15 protein-coding genes and 1 pseudogene are annotated in these 19974 nt (G+C 41.6%); 10 read left to right on the forward strand and 6 right to left on the reverse strand.

Going from position 1 to position 19974, the window contains the following annotated elements; translation table 11 throughout:
* The first annotated feature begins 2 nt into the window (after positions 1-2).
* The 5 genes and pseudogenes from PHP90_RS07600 to PHP90_RS07615 all read left to right on the forward strand — a co-directional run bounded on the left by PHP90_RS07600 (position 3) and on the right by PHP90_RS07615 (position 5372).
* Positions 3-3224 (forward strand): choice-of-anchor L domain-containing protein, encoded by a 3222-nt coding sequence (locus PHP90_RS07600; protein ID WP_299927689.1) that lies wholly within the window; start codon positions 3-5, stop codon positions 3222-3224.
* Positions 3218-3286: pseudogene (locus PHP90_RS14010) on the forward strand (prepilin-type N-terminal cleavage/methylation domain-containing protein); the annotation flags it as partial. The gene PHP90_RS07600 and the pseudogene PHP90_RS14010, both read left to right, overlap by 7 nt.
* 6 nt (positions 3287-3292) lie before the next feature.
* The gene (locus PHP90_RS07605; protein ID WP_299927692.1) at positions 3293-3982 is read left to right on the forward strand and encodes a hypothetical protein; all 690 of its coding nucleotides are present in this window, start codon (positions 3293-3295) and stop codon (positions 3980-3982) included.
* A complete protein-coding gene (locus PHP90_RS07610; protein WP_299927695.1) occupies positions 3982-4893 on the forward strand; it encodes a prepilin-type N-terminal cleavage/methylation domain-containing protein in 912 nt (303 codons plus the stop codon). Before PHP90_RS07605 ends, PHP90_RS07610 begins: the two co-directional genes overlap by 1 nt.
* Positions 4869-5372, forward strand: coding sequence for a type II secretion system protein (locus PHP90_RS07615; RefSeq protein WP_299927698.1), 504 nt, complete (start codon positions 4869-4871; stop codon positions 5370-5372). Before PHP90_RS07610 ends, PHP90_RS07615 begins: the two co-directional genes overlap by 25 nt.
* Positions 5373-5455: 83 nt before the next feature.
* Here PHP90_RS07615 and PHP90_RS07620 read toward each other — a convergent pair whose 3' ends face one another.
* The 5 genes from PHP90_RS07620 to uvrC form a co-directional block, all read right to left on the reverse strand.
* Positions 5456-5833 (reverse strand): response regulator, encoded by a 378-nt coding sequence (locus PHP90_RS07620; RefSeq protein ID WP_299927701.1) that lies wholly within the window; start codon positions 5831-5833, stop codon positions 5456-5458.
* Between the two features lie 18 nt (positions 5834-5851).
* Positions 5852-9214, reverse strand: a complete 3363-nt coding sequence (locus PHP90_RS07625) for a nitrate- and nitrite sensing domain-containing protein (RefSeq protein ID WP_299927704.1) — start codon at positions 9212-9214, stop codon at positions 5852-5854.
* Between the two features lie 23 nt (positions 9215-9237).
* Positions 9238-10833, reverse strand: coding sequence for a hypothetical protein (locus tag PHP90_RS07630; RefSeq protein WP_299927707.1), 1596 nt, complete (start codon positions 10831-10833; stop codon positions 9238-9240).
* A gap of 9 nt (positions 10834-10842) precedes the next feature.
* Positions 10843-11259 (reverse strand): PAS domain-containing protein, encoded by a 417-nt coding sequence (locus tag PHP90_RS07635; protein WP_366141109.1) that lies wholly within the window; start codon positions 11257-11259, stop codon positions 10843-10845.
* A 67-nt stretch (positions 11260-11326) separates the two neighbouring features.
* Positions 11327-13135: an excinuclease ABC subunit UvrC gene (uvrC, locus tag PHP90_RS07640; protein ID WP_299927710.1), complete on the reverse strand. Its 1809-nt coding sequence runs from the start codon at positions 13133-13135 to the stop codon at positions 11327-11329.
* Between the two features lie 70 nt (positions 13136-13205).
* Between uvrC and PHP90_RS07645 the strand changes: the two genes are divergently transcribed.
* The 3 genes from PHP90_RS07645 to nhaD are packed head-to-tail and all read left to right on the forward strand — an operon-like array spanning position 13206 to position 16100.
* The gene (locus PHP90_RS07645) at positions 13206-13334 is read left to right on the forward strand and encodes a hypothetical protein (protein ID WP_299927713.1); all 129 of its coding nucleotides are present in this window, start codon (positions 13206-13208) and stop codon (positions 13332-13334) included.
* Positions 13324-14775, forward strand: a complete 1452-nt coding sequence (gene nadB, locus PHP90_RS07650; protein ID WP_299927716.1) for an L-aspartate oxidase — start codon at positions 13324-13326, stop codon at positions 14773-14775. Before PHP90_RS07645 ends, nadB begins: the two co-directional genes overlap by 11 nt.
* Entirely contained in the window at positions 14772-16100 is a 1329-nt protein-coding gene (nhaD, locus tag PHP90_RS07655) for a sodium:proton antiporter NhaD (RefSeq protein WP_299927719.1), read from the forward strand. The genes nadB and nhaD overlap by 4 nt, the downstream gene beginning before the upstream one ends.
* 18 nt (positions 16101-16118) lie before the next feature.
* On the opposite strand, the gene PHP90_RS07660 is transcribed toward nhaD, so the two are convergent.
* The gene (locus tag PHP90_RS07660; RefSeq protein WP_299927722.1) at positions 16119-17483 is read right to left on the reverse strand and encodes a TIGR00341 family protein; all 1365 of its coding nucleotides are present in this window, start codon (positions 17481-17483) and stop codon (positions 16119-16121) included.
* A gap of 133 nt (positions 17484-17616) precedes the next feature.
* On the opposite strand from PHP90_RS07660, the gene guaA reads away from it, so the two are divergent.
* Positions 17617-19161: a glutamine-hydrolyzing GMP synthase gene (gene guaA, locus PHP90_RS07665; protein WP_299927725.1), complete on the forward strand. Its 1545-nt coding sequence runs from the start codon at positions 17617-17619 to the stop codon at positions 19159-19161.
* 9 nt (positions 19162-19170) lie between these two features.
* Positions 19171-19821: a uroporphyrinogen-III synthase gene (locus PHP90_RS07670; RefSeq protein WP_299927728.1), complete on the forward strand. Its 651-nt coding sequence runs from the start codon at positions 19171-19173 to the stop codon at positions 19819-19821.
* Positions 19822-19974 lie beyond the last annotated feature (153 nt).

Raw genomic sequence — 19974 nt, forward strand, 5'->3', positions numbered from 1 at the left:
TCTTGACAAATTCCAAATATTTTATTGATAATTGTTACTTACCAAAAGCCAATCGAGATTCATATTATGATTGTACTCAAAATAAGTCTATGACAAACGTAGAATTTGACGGGTTGACACATCGTTTGCACGCGACACTCGATAATCTTACTCCGGGGGTCACTTACCATTTTAAAATGGCGATTGCGGATACGGCTGATGCTCAGTGGGACACAGGGGTATTTGTTAATAAAATCATGGGGATTCGTGGACCGCAGCTGTGTTATGACTACGCGTACAAACAAAACAACCAGTATATAACCAACAAAACATACCTCAATCAAACACCTCAAATCGACAGTCCCGTTTTCCCTAATACCGTCGTTCCGGTTTCGATATACATCAAAAATGTGGAAACCTCAGAATTGACAGCACAAAATATAAAAATGAATATTAATGATATCAACACAAGTCAAGCAATATATTCAGCAAATACGGTAAGCCTTATCGCCCCTAATCAGCTCTCAGCAACACCGATTCCGGATGGTTCGAACGGCATGAGTGTGGCGGATAGCTATATACATGATATTCCGATCGGAGAAATAAAATCGAATGAATATTTCTTTCTGAACTATGCTTTGATGCCTTCGGTCAATATGCTAAAAATGCCTATTAATGCAATATTACATTACGAGTTGGAAATAGAAGGGCAAATAATTCCGGGTAATGAAGTTTTGGGTACCGATATACCGATGTGTGCGGGTACAATTTCATATCAACCGGTGCCGGGTATTTTCAATATGGTAGACAAACAGTTGAATACAACGACTTTAGCAGCTGGTTCGACAAACGTTAAATACAATCTTCCGACCCAAGTAGCAAATCGTCCGACACAGATGAAAATTGTCTCATTTGATCCGGTTCATTTAAATACGGTTAAAGCGACCGATGGGGCTGTAGCAGTTGAGATGATTGACGTAAGTGGTTATTTTGATATAAATACCTCATGTGCAAATCCGAGCAGCGCAATTACCCCGAGAGCATGGGTACAATTTGGAAGTTATGATTTCAATACGACCAATGTCAATTTTGATAAATCCCTTTTGGGTACGGGTATGAATACCGGTGTGACCGAAAGTCAGTTTTATAATCAGGTACGTGAAAATGTGGCATACCGTATGAGCTATAACCTCGATGACAACAATGGATCGGTTCAAATTCAGACATTGGCAAACGGAAGATCAAAACTATTGAATTTCACAACGTATGCAGGAGAGCCGTGTATGCAAGATATTGACGGCAACCCGAATAGTCAAGATACCGTTCCTCAATGGTGCGGAAGTAATGGTACCGGCGGAGGTACAGGAATGACGCCTGCAGAGTTACAGACATGTATGGAATGTATCTACGGAATGAAAACACGGGTGGTATGTTCACGTGATAATTTTGCTATCCGTCCTGAAGCATTCAATGTGCAGATCAAAGATACAAACGGATCGATTCCTGTTCCTGCTGATGCAAATATTTCGGCAGGGTATATGTACCGTTTTGATGTCAATGCGACAAACCATGTCGATTTGACTCCAACGCCTGGCTATGTCGCTTCGTTTAGCAGTGATCAAGGCACTGCTGATAGAAATGTTACGCTGGCATGGTCGCCTAACGGGCACGTTGTTACCGGTTGTAATGATACGACAAGTCCTTATCTCGATTTTTATTTCATTGACGGGCAAATCAGCAATCAAACACGCAATCAAAATAATGTAGGAAGATATGTATTGCAGGCAAGAGATAAAAAATGGGCAGCTGCAGACCAGGCTCCAATGGACCATCATATCGGAAACACGAATTGGATCGCAGGAGATGATTGTGCATCGGGAAGTGAAGTACCTCTCTATGATGCGGTCAATAATACGTATTACCAAAATATGGTTGGATGCACTATTTCTTCAAACCATTTGAACCACAATAACGGAGCCCAATACAACGATTACAATCTAACTGTTCATCCATATAAATTCGGGATGGTTGGAAAATTTAGTATTGGAGATGAAAATCTTTCTACCGTCCCACCTACACCAAATATAACACTTAATACTGGTGATTATAAATTTGTATATATGGCAGATGTCAATAATACAGATGAGATGAACATGTCGGTTCGGGGTGATTATCAGATTACGGCACAAGGGGCAACCGGCGGTGCATTGAGCAATTTTGTCCGTCAATGTTATGCAAATGACCTAAATATTACACTTGCGCGTACCCACAGTAGAGATCAACTGTTGGCAAATTACCAGGCTCGTTTCAGTGACAAGAATGTTTCGACAGGCGTAGTTTTGGAAAATGAAGATACAGCGATCATTCCATTCCAGAATCAATGGTTACGAACCGTTAGCGATAACAACTTTACCAAAGACGGTGCGGGGACGCTCAGTACAGAAGTTCGGCTTAATTATGATCGAAGTAATACTGTATTAGTAAATCCGATTAGTGTTACGTATGGAGATTTTAATGTCAGTTGTGCAACTACGACAGATTGTGAACATCGTGCTGATGGCCTTGTAGCCCATGAACCGACCGGTAATACTGCTACAGGATTTAGAGTTGATCACTATTATGGGCGGGCACAAGGTCAGTATACCCGTATCCGTTCAGTGCAAGGTCAACCAAATGCAGTAGGAAATGTCCGTGTCAACTTTGAGATATTTTGTGGACTTGAGGGTGCAAACAATTGTAACCCTTTGAATCTTGCTAACCCATTACAACTTCCAAGCGGAAAATTGGCATTACAGGGAGATGATAAGTATTGGTACCTAAACCTAGATCATAATGACACAGATCCAACGAATGCAGTAAATCATGCCGATCGATATCTTATTCCTTACGGTAGAGGCGATTTAGATTTAACGACGCCAGGAACAATTAAAGTTGTCAATCAAGTAACCATCTCACAGGTAGAGCAAAATGCAACAAATAACATTGTTGTAAGCGGAACAAAAACAGGCTTTGAACGCTACGGAGTAAATTACAATGGAAATAATGGTTATCCGTATACGGTAGTGATCCAAAATTATGCGTCTCCTTGGTTGATTTATAACCCTCCAGGTGATGTCATTAATGTCAACAGTAACGAGTACATGCTTGAATTTAATAAAGAGAGCGGATGGATCGGGGAGAGCAACTCGAAAGGATCTACCGATAACGATGCCGCGATCAATTCCAGTAGGAGAATCATGTGGTAAGACGTAATGCTTTTACGCTGATTGAAGTCTTGATGGCGTTGATTATCATCGGTATCACTGTGCTTACGGTGCCCATGATTATCCAAGTAAATGCCAAAAACACAGAGGGAAGTTTGAATCAGGAAGCAGTATTTGCAGCGTCGGCAAAGCTTCTTCAGACATTGAGCTTTCCCTGGGATGAAAATGCAACCAATGCTGAATTAGCGGCAGAAGGTGCCGATGTCATGGCAGGAGTAGTTAATATCCCTCAAAGTGCTGATACTGCTCCCGCTCTGGATGTTACTCCTTTAAAAGATAGACCCGAATTTGTCAGTCGGAAAACACGACGAGACGGTTTTGGACAAGAGATTAATGTGTCAAATATCGGGAATGACAATCTGAGCGTGTTGGTACGAGGGATTGATGATTTCAATGGGCAAGTTTCGGATTTAGCAAATGATAAAAATATTTCAGGTGCAGTAATTGATACTGCTGCAGGATACAAAGCAAATTACACTATGCTTACAACGGTTAGTTATGTCAGTGATCAACTAGATGCTGCAGGTGGAACAATCGATTATAGTGCTGTCAATCCTTTTGGTGCAAATACTTTCGTACTTTCAAATGTTCCGGTAGCCAGACCTACAAATTTACGTATGGTGAGTATAACTATACGTGGTCGGGATGAAGATAATGACGGAAATCCGGATGTGATCAGTATTTTAAATGCCTATGCTGCCAATATTGGTGAAACTAAACCTTTTAAAAGAAGATACTAATGAAAAAAGTAAGATACGCTTTTACGATGATTGAACTTTTGATTGTTATCGTCATTATTGGAATATTGGCTAAATTTGGAACGGAATTGCTTTTGCGAATATATGAAGATTATGTAGTCGGTACAGTTAATAACCGTTTGTTATCCCATAGCGAAGTAGCTGTTACACAAATAGCGAATCGTTTACAATACCGGATTCGCGAATCGATGGTTGTTCATCAAAATGGGAATATTGCTCCGATTGCAAATGCTGTTGATGTGAAAGATGCCGGAACAGCTTTTGAATGGGTCGGATATGACGTTGATGGGATGAGAGGGGACAAAGGGGTAACACCACCTACTTGGAGTGGTTTTATCGATGTGGATAATGCTGCCCGATCAACTACAAATCTAGTTTCTCCGGGCAGTGACTGGAACCGTATTACAAGTGTAATTACATCTCTTTCACCAAATGGGGTTGTTGCTCCGGCCCTCTTTTTTGTAGGCGATGATTCGATACATGTTATGAATGGTTTTGGATGGCTAGGTGCCTTAGGAACACAAAATGGCAATATGCATCCGATCCGTGTGGGCGCAGGAGTCGATCAGTTTGCCCCTACAGTCGGTAACTTCTCAGGAATAAATGTATATGAGTATTATCGTTTAGCATGGACGGCATATGCAGTAGAGCTTTTCGCAGATCCTATCCCGTCGGATCCTAACAGATTAAGTCTTCGATTATGGTACGGGTACCAGCCATGGAATGGAGAAACCTATAATCAAGGGACAAAACAAACTCTTATGCAAGGTGTCACTTCTATAGCATTTGCCACTATCGGTGACACATTAAAAGTTCAAGTGTGTGTAGGTGATAGTAAACTCTCAGGTGGAACAGGAGCATTTTCAGTATGCAAAGAAAAAACTATTTATTAATAAAACGCCCCGGATTTGCCATGATCATGGCAATCTTTATGATGGTTCTAATAGGTGGGATGATGGCTGCAGCAATCTCTATGTCCAGTATTTCAAACAACAGAACACAAGATGATTATTTGCATGAACAAGCGCAGTTGTTGGCACGTAGTGCAACAGAGTATGCTATTTTAGCTATTTCCGGACATGAAGTAAATGCAACTCAAGGTTGTATTAATACGATTAATATGGATTATCCAACAGCCGCAAACCCTATGTTTAATATAAACGTTAATATGCAATATATACTTTTTTATGATAATGCAGCAGGAGTGCGTACAAAATACAATAATTGTAACGACATAACAGGTACAGCTGGAGTAGCACAGACGGTTGAGTCGAATGGAACGATACTAATGGATGTAACGGTAACCAGTGGTACTGATTTAAATATTACAGAACCGATACGCTATACACGGAGAACAATTCAAAAATTATAATATTATATTTTCTTTTGAAAAGATGTATTATGTAAGTAAATTTTCCCCTTGTTGGGGGAAATAGCAGTATATTGTATAGAAATTTAAAGTGCTAGCTGTGCGATTTTTGCAAGGACGTCTTTCTCACGTACAGGTTTCATCAAAAATCCGTTAGCACCGCACTCTAACGCTTCCCCTTTTTTAGTTTCATCTGTTGTGAGAACGATAACAGGAAGCTGGCGAAGTGTCTCATCTGCACGGATAACCTTGAGCATCTCGATACCACCCATTACCGGCATGATAATGTCAAGCAAGATAATGTCGATATCGTTTTGAGACTTGAGTACACCGATTGCATCAGCTCCGTTTTTAGCTTCTACAACTTGTGAAACATTCGGGGTTTTCATTAGCATGGTTTTAAGTAGTTTGAGGTTGATCATATCATCATCAACAGCAAGTACTTTAAGTTTTTTCACATCCATTGTAGGATTTCCCCAATCTTAAATAAATTTTTCAAAAACAAGACGGAGTAAGTCTTTGTTAACGATATTTTTGATGATTTCATGTACATACATAGCGTCGTTCTCATCCGGTGCGACACTTGGGTCAATTAGCATGACAAGCGATGTATCACTATCATTGGATCGAATTATATCATACAGATCCTTGAGATTTAACTCGCGTAATGTTTTATCAAATAATGCAAGTTTATAGCGATGATCTTTTAGCTCGCTCATGAATTGATCGGCTGTACTAACACTTTTATAAGTGTAGCCCAAGTCATCTAAAATACGTACAAAGAGTTTCATCTCCAAAGTATTTTGTTTAGCCACTAATATATCTGCATCATAAGCCGATTGACGAATCTCAGGAGCACTGATTTCAGAAGCCGGTGCAATTTCTTCTTCTTGAAGATCTGTTGTGACATCTTCATCCAATATAACTTCATCATCAATGACAGTTTCAGCGGTATTTACATCAGTTACCTCTGTACTCTCATCGACACTTTCCGGTAGAGATTCAAAAGACTCTTTCAATGGTTCTACAAAAGATTCTGTTTGTGATCCGACTTCTTCAGCAGATTCAGCCGGCAAAGATATGTCATGAACGGATTTTGGAACGGATTTAATGTCAATAATTTTATGCGATAAGAAATTATTGAGCAATGAAATGATTTCAGCACGTACTAACGGTTTAGTGGTATATTCATCCATTCCGGCAGCCAAGAATCTCTCACGGTCACCTTTAAGAGCATTTGCGGTTAGTGCGATAATAGGGATATGATGTTGGCCATAATCCTCTTCAAAATCCAAAATTTCTTGTGTCGCTTCGATTCCGTCGAGTACCGGCATTTGGATATCCATGAAAATGATATCAAAAGTACCGTTTTTACGTTTTTCAAAGGCTTCTAGACCATTTGAAGCTATTGTTATATCTAAACCGAGGTCTTCAAGTGTACGTCGAATCAGTTTTTGGTTGATGATATTGTCTTCCGCGACCAAAGCGGATGCAGCAAATTTAGAGTTTTTCTCATCGAATTTTTTGCGTCGGGTTGCTTTTTGTTTACGGTTACTGAACGCTTCGGCATCATAAGCTTCCAGCGTTACACGAATCTTAGAACTGTTTAACGGCTCGTAAAGGACTTTGAAAATTTCGATTCCCATAGAATCGATTTTTTTCATATAGTACGATTTGGTGATAAGGACTAATTGCTCCTGCGTAGTTGCATAAGCAAGGATGTCATTCTCATTGGTATAGTCATTGTCGATAAACAACAGATCGTAGTTGACTTGACGTTCAAGCATTTTAAGCTCATCAAGCTCATGGAAGGTTGTATAGCTGACACCGAAGTAGTCCAAATACTCTTTAAGGTAAGTATTTTGGAGTTTTTTCTTGCTGTTACTTTCGAGTATGACCGCATTGATATTTGAGAATGAACCTTTAAGCGGTTCGTTGAGTGTTTCGATCTCTTCAAATTCGAGGGTAAAGAAGAATGTGGTTCCATTGCCCGGTTCGCTTTCAAGATCAAGTTTTGATCCCATAAGCTCAACGAAACGGCTTGAAATGGTAAGACCCAATCCGGTTCCGCCGTATTTACGTGTAATCGATGTATCCGCTTGTGAGAATGCTTCAAAGATACGAGATTTTTGTTCACTGGTAACACCGATTCCATTGTCTTTTACTTGGAAACGGATACGAGCACGATTTAAGGTATCAGACTCTACGCGGCGAATGTCGACACTGATCGCCCCGCCGCTGTTAGTAAATTTGACGGCATTACTGAGGAGATTGATAATAACCTCTTTGATTTTAGTCGGATCCCCTTTGAGCGGACGTTCAAGACTAGGATCGACGTAGCAGGCAAGGTCGATATGTTTTTCAGATGCGCGAACACCATAGACTTCAACAGCACTTTCAAACTCATCCATCGGATTAAAGACAATCTCTTCGATTTCAAGTTTATTGCTTTCGATTTTTGAAAGGTCAAGGATGTTATTGATAATTTCGAGAAGATTTTCAGAACTTTTTTCGATGATATCGATAAATTCGCGTTGCTCATCATGTAATTCTGTATCTTTTAGAAGTTCGGTAAATCCAACAATCCCATTCAGAGGTGTACGAATCTCATGAGACATATTGGCCAAGAACATCGATTTGGCTTCGGAAGCTTCCATCGCATATTGCTTATCGTTAAGTGTCTGCTCAATGATACGTTCAAGCAATGCATACGCTTGCGCGGTACCCGCTGCAGTATCAAGATTGATGGTGTGGCTGAGTGCTTCGGCTTCACTGTCATGAGTATCTTCAGCAACACGTTTGAGGACTGACTCAAGGTTTTGGATATTTTTGGTAATCTCAGCAGAGAGGAAGTAGCCCAACACGGCAACTAAAACAGCTAATATCCAGACGAAAATTGCAAGGATGAGGAGGCGAACTGCATTATGCTGAATCGTTAAAGCCCGATTATCCATTGCTTCGATAAGAATTTTTTGGGCACCGTCAATGGCATCAATTTTTTCAGAGATCATTGCAAACCAGATACCCGATTGAGTTGGATATTTTCCGGTAGCACTTACTTGTAAGATTCCGCTACGTTCTGTTGTGATATCTTGATAGAGTTCAGTGTTGTCTTCGCTAAATAAGGATGCTTTGAGTTTGGCTTGGATATTTTTATCACTCATCCCTTCAATCGTAAACATATCGGCTTTACTGATAAGTGCAGTCCATTTGTCTAACTCATCACTGCTTAGAGGAGTTGCACGCGACAGAAGATAGGTAATATAGTCGCGTTCGATGCTGCTGTACTCACTTGCACGAACGAGGGATAGATACGTAGATGAAAGGGCGTTAATCTCTTCATCGAAATGAAGTTCTGCCAATTCGGCAAGTTCAGAAATCAGCTTTTCTTGCGATTTACTGTAAATATCTGAAAAGACTTGATCAAAATTAGCTTTTTGAGAGTCAACGATAGGACGTGTTTGATTAAGCTGATTTTGGAGTTTGGCGACAACAGCATTCAGAGAGGCTGTTTTTTCACTTTCAGCATTGCTGCTGTGATCCATTGAAGTTAGGAATTTTTCATAAGCAGCAATTTTCTCATCAACGATAAGACGTTGCGCTTGGAGTGATTTTAAAGTCGCTGGAGAAGCATTCCCCATATACATTACGGTCATTCCGCGTTCACGAGAGAGATTGTTGATCAATTCGGTGAGCTGCTTATTTCCCTCCAGTCTAACTTGAAGTTGTCCAGCACCTTTATAGCTGCTATAGGAGTTATAAACAAAGTAACTGGCAACAGTGAAAAGTATCAGAATCGGTAAGAGACTGATGAGACGAAGTCGATTTCTAAGTCCTAATTGCATGGGATATCCTCTATGTCCTAAAATTATAGTTGTTCAAGAAAACCGTTGAGCCGTTTGGAAGCTTTTTTTGCTTCCTGCGCGTCATTGGTTAGCGACAAAATTGCCAATTCATCCGAAATTTCGCTCAACCGGAGATTGTCACTGATTCCTTTGAGTTGAGCGGCTGTTCGTTTCCATGAATGGGTATCAAATGCACCGATAGCTGCCAAAATTTCTTGCCCGGCTTTGAGTGCATCATGCTTGTATTCATGAATTAACTCATCAAAGAAATCCTCTTCAATACCAAGTTGTCCGGCAATAAATACTTTATCATAATTGAGGGATTTCACCGGAACGCTTGCTAAAGCATTCTCGTCGTTTACGTCTTCCGAAGTTAAATCAATCTCTTTTTCATCTTCAAAGAATTCAGTCTCTGTCATATCAGATAAGTTTTCTTCTGTATCATCGGTAGAGTCAGCAATAGTGAGTTCTTCTTCTTGAATTTGCAACGGCTCGTCATGTTTAAGGGTAAATTCGTAAATATCATCATCCGATGACAAATCCGTAGCGGTAGGAGCAGCAGCAATTTTTGTTTCAACCGGAATCTTGGCCGCAATCTCTTCTTGAACCGGTGCAGGTTCTTTCCCCTCTAATTTATTAATAATGGCGTAGAAATATTTGAGGTTAGCCTCTATTTCAATCGGGTCAATTGATGTGTTAATGATACTGAGTGTTTCAAAAGCGTCTTCAATGCGTAGATTGGCGGCAACACCTTTAAGTTTATGAGAGAGGATTTTAATATTGTTAGTATCCCCTTTTAAGACTGCTTCAAAAAGTTCGTCTTTAAATTCATAAGATTGTTGAATAAAATCGCCGATAAATTCTAAAATCAAATCAACAGGAAGACCTAATTCGTGTGCTGCAACATTTGGGTCAAAACGATATGATTTATCAACTTTAAGATTGTCGATGAACTCTTTTTCAGCTTTACTGTAATGAACATCACCAAGCATTGGACGTTCAGGTTCAGCAGGGGTTAAAGAGATCTCTTCATGGAGTTCTGTATCGGTTAATGGAAGAGTAAGTTTTGTATATAAGTCTTCTATCGGTTCAGGTGGTGTTTCAAAACTGCTTTCAGTATAAGAAGGGATATCTAATGTTCCGGGTTCACTAAGAGGAGTAGGTGTAATATGCTCATAGTTAGGTAAAGATGAGGAAACAGTCGGAGTAATAGGCGCTTTTTCTTCATGAGGCGTTGAAACAACTTCAGGCTGAAGTTTTGGTGTGATGATATGAGGTTTAATATCATCGCCACTGATTGACTGGATGTGCGTCATATCAATCATATAGCCGTTTTGAGAAGGTTCGGCAGACAAGTAAAAATTATGTACCTGTAGAGTACAGGAGAAGGTGCGTCCATTCCCGTGAACTATAGCGGAACGGGCTTCAGAATCGGCATGGAGTAAAAAATCAATCCAACCGAAACTTTTAAAATTATGAATGTATCCCGGCTCTTTGGCGAATAAGTCGGCTACATCGGCACATACTCCTAATAATTCTTCTAGAGTAGCGTAATTGAGAAGCTTCAGCCCCTCTTCATCGATACCTATAAATTCGTGTTTATGATTGTAAAATAACACTCATTCCCCCTATTGTTCTTGTTCAAGCATTTTTTTGTATAACGCGGCAGTCTCTTCAATATTTTTTCGGGATGCGGGCTTTCGAGCAGCCATATATCCTTTAACCTGACCATTTGTGTCATAGGTCGGAGTAACTTCCGTATCTACCCAATAATAACGGCCGTCTTTTCTAAGGTTTTTAACCAAACCGTGCCAAATGCTACCGGACTGGATAGTTTTCCACATTTGCTCGAACCCTGCCTTAGGCATATCAGGATGGCGGATAATGTTGTGAGGCTGACCGATCAGTTCTTCAACATTGTAGCCGGAGATTTCGCAAAATTTCCGGTTGGCAAACGTAATGACCCCATTAAGATCCGTTTCACTGACAATAGCACGCCCATCAAAAAGATATTCTTCATCGATTGGTATAGGTTTTTCCATCATTTGACCCCTTAGCTAAAAAACTGCTGAAAACACAATCCGTGGAATATGGCATAAACTCCATAAAAGATTACTTAGATATCTCTTCTTGATAACAATTTTGGATATTTTTTGCATCTTTTGCCCCGATTAGTTCCTGAAGAGTCTCAAAATCGCTTTTTGCAATGGCTTCAAAGGTTCCGTAATATTCAAGGAGTTTATGAATTTTTGCTTGGGAAATTCCATGTGTGGAAAGGAGTTTTGAGTGTTGATCGAGTTTTAGTTTGCTTTTTTTGTGGAATGTAATGGCACTTCGATGTGCTTCGTCACGAAGCATTTGGACAAATTGGAGCCGTTTATCGGTGCCCTCGAGTCGCAAGGTATCGTCGTCGGTATGGAGAATATCACGTGCGGAACCTTTTGCCCGGTGTGCTTTTGCATCAATTTTCTCTTTACTGATAGCAATAACGTCAAGGTGAACTCCATGCGAGTTGAGCAAATCAACCGCTAATATGCGTAATGTTTCCCCTCCGTCAAGCACCCAAAGATCAGGCGGAGGATTATCCGCAAATCCTTCGATTCGACGACGCAGCATTTCAGACATCTGCCCGTATTCGTCATGGCTCTGCAGATGAAAGGTACGATATCCTTTTTTATCAAAATGCCCGTTATCATAAACGACCATAGCTCCAACGGGTGCAGTACCCCCAAAATGAGAGTTATCGAATATTTCGATACGCCTTGGGAGCGTATCGAGCTTGAACAGCTCTTGTAGGGTGTATAAAAGTGATTCGTTGGAGGGTTGTTGTGTGCGCAGCAGCTCATATGCATTGGTGAGGGCAAGATCGATCAACTCTTTTTTCCCTCCTCGTTGAGGTATTTCAATGGACGCTTTTTTTCCGAAGAGAGTAGTGAGATGATCGCGAACCCATTCACGGGATTCAAATGGATGAGCGGTTAAAATAGGGGCAATAATAGGGGGGATTTCGTTTCCATAAAATCCTATCAATGTCCGTTCATAGGCTTCATCAAGAGAAAATGAGAGGCTCAGTGGGAGAAAATCGTGGGTACTGGATGCGACTTTCCCCTCGCGGATAAAAAGTCGAAGTATACAGGCCCGTGTTTCATTCAGTGCAATGGCAAATACATCATAGTTTTCATTCGAAGCCATATCGATTTGCGAGGTGAGCTCACTTTTGCTGATCCTCTCAATCCGATCTCTTAAGACAAGTGCCTCTTCAAAACGGAGCGATTCGGAATAAAATTCCATTTTTGTTTCGAGCTGTTTGATAAGACGCCGTTTGTTTTGAATCCACTCGATCCCCTGCGTGACCATTGGCAGATAGGTTTCGCGGGGGATGGGAAATTCACAGGGAGCAAGGCATTGTTCCATCTGATAAAACAAGCACCCTTTTTTCCCCTTCAGACAGCTTTTCTTCTGTACCAGCTTTAGCAGTTCATAGAGGGAATCGAGAATATCCCGTGCCCCTACCGAAAATGGACCGAAATAGCGGACGCCTTTACCTTTGATGATTTTTCGGGTGAGTTCAAATCGGGGATATTTTTCCTCCATATCGACGTAGAGGTAAGGGTAGGTTTTATCATCGCGAAGAAGAATATTGTATTTGGGTTTGAGCTGTTTGATAAGAGAATTTTCTAAAATGAGGGCGTCGTGCTCATTTTCGACAATGATGTAATGCAGTCCTACCGTTTCGGAAAGCATTTTTTGAATTCGTAAGGATAATGTCATTTTAGGTGAGAGTGTCGGAGTGAGATTAAAATAGCTTTTAACCCGTTTAGAGAGATTTTTTGCTTTTCCGATGTAGAGAATTCTCCCTTTTTCATCGAGGTATTGATAAATTCCCGCTTGATGCGGAAGGGAGCGAATTTGATCAAGCATAGCAAATCTCTTAATGAGTAATTTATTCAAGCTATTATAACATCCCCATAGAAGAAGATGAGGGGATTAAATGGCAAAAAAAATAACTATTGCCTTATGCGCCGTCGCAATCGCGGCATTATTAGGCGGATGTGGCTATAAAGCGCCTCCGTATTATTCGAAACCTCAGCCGAAAGAGAACTCTACCGGTGCGTTATGATGTAGTAATTATCGGTTCGGGTGTAGCAGGACTGTATACGGCAATTGCACTGCCAAAAACGATGAAAGTTTTGGTTATCAACAAATCCTATCCCTGGGAATGCAATACCTATTATGCCCAAGGGGGTGTAACAACGGCGTATGATGATACAGATATTGAGCTACATATTCACGATACCCTTGACGCGGGGGCGGGAATGTGCAATACCCAAGCGGTTCGAATGATGAGCGAGCATTCGCAAGGGGTAATCCATGATCTCATCGATCGCGGCTTCGGATTTGATAAAGACGAAGACGGAAATTTACTCTATACCAGAGAAGCTGCCCACTCGCGCAGCCGTATTCTCCATGCCGGAGGGGACGCCACGGGGCGGCATTTACACTTTTTCCTACTCAACCAAAACCCCCATCCGATGCTCAGCGATGCAACGGTAGTCGATTTATTGATCGAAAACAATCAATGCTGCGGCGTCGAAGTGATCAATGAAGGCAAACGCCGACTCATTTATGCGGATAACGTTGTTATTGCCAGCGGCGGTGTCGGATCGCTGTATGAGTACCATACCAATGCTTCGACGATTAGCGGTGATCTGCATGGGATTTGCATTGAGAAAGGGATAAAACTCGAGTCAATGGAGATGATGCAGTTCCATCCGACTGTTTTTGTGGCGAATAACTGGGCACGTAAACAGCTCCTTTCCGAAGCACTCAGAGGAGAGGGGGCGCATGTTGTCGATGAAAATGGATACCGCTTTTTATTTGAGTACGATCCGCGTGGTGAACTCGCACCTCGTGATATCGTCAGCCGGGCTATTTACGATTACAAACAGCGAAGCGGAAAACAAGTGTACCTCTCATGCGAAGATTTTGAGAGCGAATATTTCAAAGAGCGCTTTCCGAATATTTACAAATCATTGAACGATATGGGATTTCATCTCCCGAAAGATCGGGTTCCGATTTCCCCGGCCTTCCATTACGCGGTAGGGGGGATTAAAACCAATATTGACGGAAGTATACCGGGGCTGAGAGGACTTTATGCTGCCGGAGAAGCAGCTTCGACAGGAGTGCATGGGGCTAACCGATTGGCGAGTAATTCTTTATTGGAAGGTCTTGTTTTTGCACAAAAAGCTGCAGAATCCATCTTGGCACATCCGCTTAAAAGTTGTGACGGTCATTTTGAGATATCAGAAGAAGTACTTGAATTCCCCGAAGATAAAGAAAAAAAAGATGCTCTACGCCACATTATGTGGGATAACGTTTCGATTGTCCGAACCACAAAAGGGTTACAGTATGCCAAAGAGGCAGTTGAAACGATGCTCAGGGAAAAAATCGGAAGATTATTGCGTCTTCGTCTTTTAAGTGCACTAGCGATTATTGAAGGAGCTTTAAACCGTACCGAATCGATAGGTGTCCATTTTATGAACGAAGGAAATAAAAAATGATAGCTCAAGCGTCCGAACATACGGCGTTGAATCTTGCCGCACATCCGTTCGGATGGCTATTATTGATTATTTTTGTCGTAGGGTATTATTTTATTGCCGTAGAAGAAAAATATCATCTTGATAAAGCGAAACCGGCCCTTTTTATCGGCACGCTTATGTATGTGTTAATCGGAGGATACTATTTTATAAATGGGGTAGATTTTACCCCTTTTGAAGCTGCTATTGACCACCTTATTTTAGAAATTGCAGAGATATTTTTCTTTTTATTTGTAGCGATGACATTCATCGAAGCCTTGATCGAACGTGGGGTATTCGGTGCTTTACGATCGAAGTTGATTGCCAAAGGGTACGGTTATCGTGAACTTTTTTGGATTACCGGATTACTTGCATTTTTTATCTCACCGATAGCGGATAATCTGACGACGGCACTCATACTTTCCACCGTTTTACTGACGATTGACGGGAAGGATAAAGCATTTTTAGTCCCAAGTGCGATCAATGTTGTCGTCGCTGCCAATGCCGGTGGAGCATGGAGCCCCTTTGGAGACATTACGACGCTTATGGTATGGGCAGCGGAAAAGGGGGCATTTGTTGAATTTCTTTATCTTTTTCCGGCAGCATTTTTTGGATGGCTCGTCACGGCATTTTTATTGAGCCGATATGTTCCCGATCTTGATCCGAATAAAGATGGTGATCCTGATGCAGCTTCAAAAATTGAAATTCTCAAAGGGGGAGAAGTTATTATCGGTATCGGTGCTTTAACCATTGCATTAGCGGTTATCGGTAAGCAGGTAATGCATTTGCCTCCGATGTGGGGAATGCTTTTCGGACTCTCAATTTTGCAGCTTTATATGTATCGTCTCCAAAAAAAGCACAAGCAGGATGTCAGTATTTTCCAGGCGATGAGTAAAATAGAAAACAATACACTGCTTTTCTTTTTCGGTATTCTGGCCGCGGTCGGGGCTCTTCATTTCGTAGGCTTTTTAACCTATGCCGCAGAGTTATATGAACGATTTGATCCGACTGTCGTTAATATCGGAGTGGGCTTCCTTTCGGCAATCGTAGATAACGTTCCGGTGATGTCGGCCGTTCTTAAAGCGAATCCGGCAATTGATCAGGCTCAATGGATGCTGGTGACGATGACCGCGGGTATCGGGGGATCGTTGATCAGTTTCGGAAGTGCAGCAGGTGTCGGAGTGATGGGAAAAATGCCCGGGATTTATACGTTTGCATCCCATATAAAACTGGGATGGACCGTATTATTAGGCTACATTGTATCGATTGCAATATGGTACGTTCAGTTCATCGTATTGGGATACTACTAACAAAACGACAACGAAATTTTAGTGAATAATAATTTTGACATTATCCGATTTTGTCCGCATTTTCAACCACGCTTCGATTTTTTCGCGATCATTTTGGCTTATCCGTTTTTTGGCATCGCCATTGAGAATCAGGCGGGTTTCACTGATATTATGTTCTGCTGCCAGTGGATCATAATTTTCTGAGAGAATAACATTGTGCACTTTCGGGAAAAGTGTTTGAAGCTCGTTCGGAATGGCGGTATAGTATTCACGGTTATGGGATAAAAGCTGTATTTTTTCTTTTAACTGAGTAATTTTTTTCTCTTTTTCTTGAAGATCCGCTTTTGTATTTCGATACAAATCAGCGACGATATCGGCTTTTAGCGTTGATATATCAACTCCTTCCTGTTCACCGTTTTGATAAACTTTGAGTTTGGCATTTTCTAAACCGGCACTTCCTAGACGCGCACTTATGTTGTTCAGTTCACTTTGCGGAATATAATCTCCAATCAAAAATACTTTTACTTCTTCTGTTTTCGGATCAATTTTTACCTGAGCCACATTGGTATTTTTAAAATTCAGTTGCTCATTCACAAAAGCGGATGCTTTGGCTTTAAAAACCTCTTTGCCGACAAGTTGATACGCTAAATAAGAACTTGGTATGATGGTTAAAACGGCTACGGCAATGATATAGCGTTGTGCCCGTTTTGCTACATCCGGATCGACATATTTTTTCTCGGTTATATTAAAAGCACGAACGATTAAAAATGCGGACAAAGCAATGAATACAAAGTTAATAGTATAGAGATAAAACGCCCCGAAAAAGTAGTTCCAATGCCCTGTTGCCAAACCAAACCCTGCCGTACATAACGGCGGCATCAGTGCTGTTGCAATGGCAACACCCGGGATAACATTCGTCTTTTCTTTCCGGGTTGCTGCGACGATTCCGGCCAATCCGCCAAAAAGGCCGATCAATACATCCCATGCGGTCGGTGTTGTTCGAGCCAAAAGTTCAGATTGTGCTGTATCTAGGGGTGAAATCAAAAAATAGAGAGTTGATGTCAACAGACCGATCAGTGTTGCAATTGCCAAATTTTTAAAGGCTTGACGAATCAGTGCAAAATCATTGATTCCGGCACCATAACCGATCCCCATGATCGGACCCATAAGAGGAGAAATTAACATTGCCCCGATAATAACCGCCGTAGAATTAACATTCAGACCGATTGATGCAACAAAAATAGCAAACATTAAAATCCATAAGTTTGCCCCCTTCATGTGCACATCGCCGCGGATACGCTCATCAATCACTGTATCTTCGGCTTTATCGTCGGTAATACTTAATCGATCTTGTATCATCTTTTTGGCATTCAACCAAAAACGGTGTTCTTCGATATTAGTCATTTTGATGATTCCTTTTACAGGTTAAAAATACCGATTTTGATGTATTAAATAACTCTTGTATTAAATCTTAAACATGTTTACAGTATCCTTTTACACTTTAAACTATCCAAATCTTGCACCTAAAGGCTTACCCGTGAAAGATGTCAGTATCATCGTCCTCGATTTCGGCTCCCAGTACACTCAGCTGATCGCTCGCCGTTTGCGCGAAGACAAAGTCTATTGTGAAGTACTTCCTTATCACACGAAAATTGACGCAATCAAAGCAAAAAATCCGCAAGGAATCATCCTCAGCGGCGGTCCTTCATCGGTGTACAACAAAGATGCCTATGAAGTCGATCAAGGAGTTTATGCTCTTGGAATTCCGGTTTTGGGAATTTGTTACGGTATGCAGCGTATTGCTGTTGATTTTGGCGGTTCGGTTATCCGAAGTGATCACCATGAATACGGAAAAGCCGAACTTACTATCGATATGACGCAGCACTCCGTACTTTTTGAAGGGTGTGAGGATGAACGTATCGTCTGGATGAGCCATTCCGATAAAGTTGATGTCTTACCGGAAGGTTTTGTACCGATTGCCTACTCACCGAATTCTCCGTACGCGGCAATCGCTAATGAAGCCAAAATGGTTTATGCGATGCAGTATCACCCTGAGGTTAACCACTCCGAAGAGGGGTATTTGATGCTCCGTAACTTCGCCCGTAAAATCTGCGGTATCACCGAAAAATGGGATATGGGACATTTCCTCAAAGAACAGATTGTCAAAATTCGTGCTCAAGTCGGAGACGGAAAAGTTCTTTGTGCTCTCAGCGGAGGTGTTGATTCATCCGTAGTTGCAGCATTGTTGTACGAAGCGATCGGAGATCAGCTAATCCCGGTATTCGTCGATAACGGACTTCTTCGAAAAGGGGAGCGTGATTCGGTTGAAAATATTTTCAAAGTGCACCTAAAAGTTCCTCTCGTTGTAGCGGATGCATCTGAAAATTTCCTCGGTAAACTAGCAGGTGTAACCGATCCTGAGACGAAACGGAAAATTATCGGTCATACGTTTATCGAAGTGTTTGAAGCGGAAGCAAAAAAACACGACGGGATAAAATTCCTTGCGCAGGGGACATTGTATCCAGACGTTATCGAATCGGTTTCGGTCAACGGCCCTTCTGTAACGATTAAATCACATCACAACGTCGGCGGACTTCCCGACTGGATGGATTTTGAATTGATCGAACCGTTACGCGATCTTTTTAAAGACGAAGTACGTAAGCTCGGACTCGAACTTGGGCTTCCTGATGGACTTGTCAATCGTCACCCTTTCCCTGGACCGGGACTGGGTATCCGAATTATGGGTGAAGTGAACAAACCGGATCTCGACCTTCTGCGCGAAGCCGATGCCATTTTGCTCGATGAGCTTAAAGCCAGTGGTTATTATACGAAAACATGGCAGGCATTTGCAGTATTGCTTAACGTTAAATCGGTTGGAGTTATGGGCGATAACCGCACGTATGACAACACCGTATGTGTCCGTGTTGTTGAAGCGGTGGACGGTATGACGGCAACGTTTGCTCATCTTCCTCATACACTGCTGGAACGTATCAGTCGCCGTATCATCAACGAAGTTGACGGAATCAACCGCGTCGTTTATGACATCAGCTCTAAACCGCCTGCAACGATCGAGTGGGAATAAGGCGCTCTCTTGCGCCCCGTTTATCTCATCTCCAAGACTCCCTATGCGGGTGTCATCCATATCCCTATCCTAACCATCTCTTTTTTAAACCCTGCTATCGATTTTGCACAGTATGAAGGGATAATTCTAACCTCCAAACAAGCTCTTGTCGCGTTAGAAAATTACACGTTTGCATGGGAAAATTTACAGTGCATTTGTGTATCCGAAAGTACGGCAGAAGCGGCACGACAAGCAGGTGCCGTGCATATCGAAGTGGGAAATGGCTATGCGAAGTCGATTCCGGACGTGTTACGTTCAAAAAAACGTTTCGGGAAATGGCTTTATCTACGTCCAAAAGTGATTGCGTCCGAATGGGTTGAAAAAGCCAGAGAGGAGGGTGTAGTTATCGATGAAGCAGTCGTATATGAAACAACCTGTAATCAAGATGCCAAGGCGTTTAGTATTTCAGAAGATGCAGTTTTGGTCTTTACTTCACCCTCATCAATTGAGTGTTTTTGTGCATCGTATTCTATACTTCCATCTAATAGTATTGTTGCCATAGGCAAAACGACTCAGAACGCGTTTAAAAATGCAAAAGAGGTCTTTGTAAGTCCCGAGGCCAGTGTCGCTTCAGCAGTACAACTGGCTCAAGAAATTGCACAAAATTCATCACCCTTTTAAGCTTTTAAAGCTATAATTGTTTTATCTGGGTGAAGCGAGTAATCGCATTTTGAGGGTTCTACATATACAATTAGTCACAGCCGTAGTCGTCTTTGGGTGCCGATGATCTTGTTTGAGTACGCGAGTATGAGAGATTGTCGCCGGAAGAGACGC

It is taken from the genome of Sulfuricurvum sp. (assembly GCF_028712165.1).
Classification (GTDB): domain Bacteria; phylum Campylobacterota; class Campylobacteria; order Campylobacterales; family Sulfurimonadaceae; genus Sulfuricurvum.